Raw genomic sequence first — 2253 nt, forward strand, 5'->3', positions numbered from 1 at the left:
CGCGGCGACCGGAGCAGCCACCGGCTCGGCCACCGGTGCGGCGGAAGGCGCCGGGGCCGGCGCGGCGCCCGGCCCGTGCACCGGCCACGGCAGCGCGTCCCGGTCCAGCTTGCCGTTGGCCGTGGCCGGCCACTCCGTCACGAAGCCCACCACGCCCGGCACCATGTAGTCGGGCAGCGCCGCCGCCACATGGGCCCGCACGTCCTCGACGGCGGGCGGCTCACCGTCCGGCAGCACGTACGCCACCAGCCGGTCCTCCCCGCCCGACCCCTTCCGCAGCAGCACCACCGCGTCGGCGACCCCGGGATGCCCGCGCAACCGGTGCTCGATCTCCGGGAGTTCCACCCGATAACCGCGCAGCTTGACCTGCCCGTCCCGGCGGCCGAGGAAGTGCAGCAGCCCGTCGGGGCCGTGGCGGGCGCGGTCGCCGGTGGCGTACAGGCGGGTCTCGGGCGGCCCGGGCAGCCCGGGGAAGTCACCGGTGACGAACCGCTCCGCGGTCAGCTCCGGCTGCCGGTAGTACCCGGCGGCCAGACAGTCGCCGGCGATGTACAGGTCGCCCTCCGTGCCGACCGGCACCGGGCGGCGCCGCTCGTCCAGGACGTAGTAGCGGCTGTTGTCGATGGGGCGGCCGTAGGGGATGCTGCGCCACGCCGGGTCCACCCGGTCCACGACGAAGTAGTTGGACCACACCGTCGCCTCGGTCGCCCCGCCGAGACTGACCAGGGTGGCGTCCGGGAACGCCTCCCGCATCCGGCCGGGCAGCCACAGCGGGGTGTAGTCGCCGCTGAGGAACACCAGGCGCAGCGAGTCCCCGCCCGGCAGGTCGGCCGGGCCGCCGAACTCCGGGGCCAGATGCGCCAGGGTGGTGGGCGCCGAGTTCCAGAAGGTGACCGGCTCGGTCCGCAGCACCCGCAGCAGCAGTCGCGGATCCCGCTGCTCCTCCTCGTCGGCGATGTACAGTCCGGCACCCAGGCCGAGCAGGCCGAAGATGTCGAAGACGGACAGGTCGAAGCCGAGCGAGGTGACACACAGGCCGAGGTCGCCGGGGCCGAAGCCGAAGGTGCGCCGGGCCCACTCGAACAGGTTCAGCATGGGCCGGTGGGTGACCCCCACCCCCTTGGGCCGTCCCGTGCTGCCCGAGGTGAAGATCACGTACGCCAGGTCGTCGACGTCGTTCACCGGTTCGGGCGCCGTGGCCTCCCGCGGGTGCGGACGGGACAGCACCGCGTCGAGACCGACCTGCCGTACGCCGGGCATCGTCGCCGCCCAGCCGCAGGAGGCGTCGGCGACCAGACAGCCGGCCGCCGCGTCGTCGAGCATGACCGCCGCGCGGTCGCGGGGCAGGGACGGCAGCACCGGCAGATAGGCGCCCCCGGCCTTCAGGATGCCGAGGACCGCGACGACCATGTCCGGGCCGCGCCGCAGCGAGACCCCGACCACGTCGCCGCGGCCCACGCCCGCGTCGCGCAGCGTCCACGCCAGCCGGTTGGCGCGCAGCTCCAGTTCGGCGAAGGACAGGGCACCGCCGGACCAGCGCAGCGCCACCTCGGCCGGCCGGATCCTGGCCTGGTCCTCGACGAGGAGCTGCACGGGCAGGTCGGCGGGGAAGGGCCGGGCCGTGTCGTTCCACCGCGCCGGGGGCAGACCGGGATCGTCGGCCGGGGTGCGGGCCAGGGCGGACAGGCCCGCCAGGTCGGCGGCGAACCGGTCGAAGGCGTCCTCCAGCCAGTCGGGGGGCAGCGCGTCCGGCAGCGCGTCCCAGGCGTACTCCAGGACACCGCCCTCCTGCACCGCCACGCAGTCCAGCGCCACCCCGGGTGTGCTGGTCACCCAGTCCGCAGCCGTGACACCGTCGGGCAGCGGGTATGCGTCCAGGTCGAAGAGGCTGGTGTAGACGACGGGCAGGGCCGGGCCGGTGCGGCGGGAACGGCGCAGTGCGGTCAGTCCCCGCCGTGCGTCGGCGGCCCGGTCCTCGGCCAGCACCGCGTCGTAGCGGCGCGCCAGATCCAGCAGCGGACACGCCTCGGCCGTCACCGACACCCAGCTCAGCGCGGTCAGTTCGGCCGGGCGGGCGGCATCCGTGCCGTCCGGCCAGCGCACCACCGGCACCGCGAACACGTCGCCCAGACCGGGGGACAGGGCGCGCGCGTAGGCCGCGAGCAGCAGCCCGTCCGGTGTGCAGCCGTGGTCCGCCGCGGCGGCCACCACCGTGTCCCAGCCCGGCAGGGTGCCGCGCAGCCGGCGACGGGC

General features: G+C 75.6%; 1 protein-coding gene. It reads right to left on the reverse strand.

All coding sequences use genetic code 11. The annotated features are described in order from the left end of the window. A partial coding sequence (locus G3I53_RS21590) for an amino acid adenylation domain-containing protein (protein ID WP_164438679.1) occupies positions 1-2253 on the reverse strand: 2253 nt, incomplete at both ends.

Source organism: Streptomyces sp. SID14436 (assembly GCF_010548465.1).
Classification (GTDB): Bacteria; Actinomycetota; Actinomycetes; order Streptomycetales; family Streptomycetaceae; genus Streptomyces.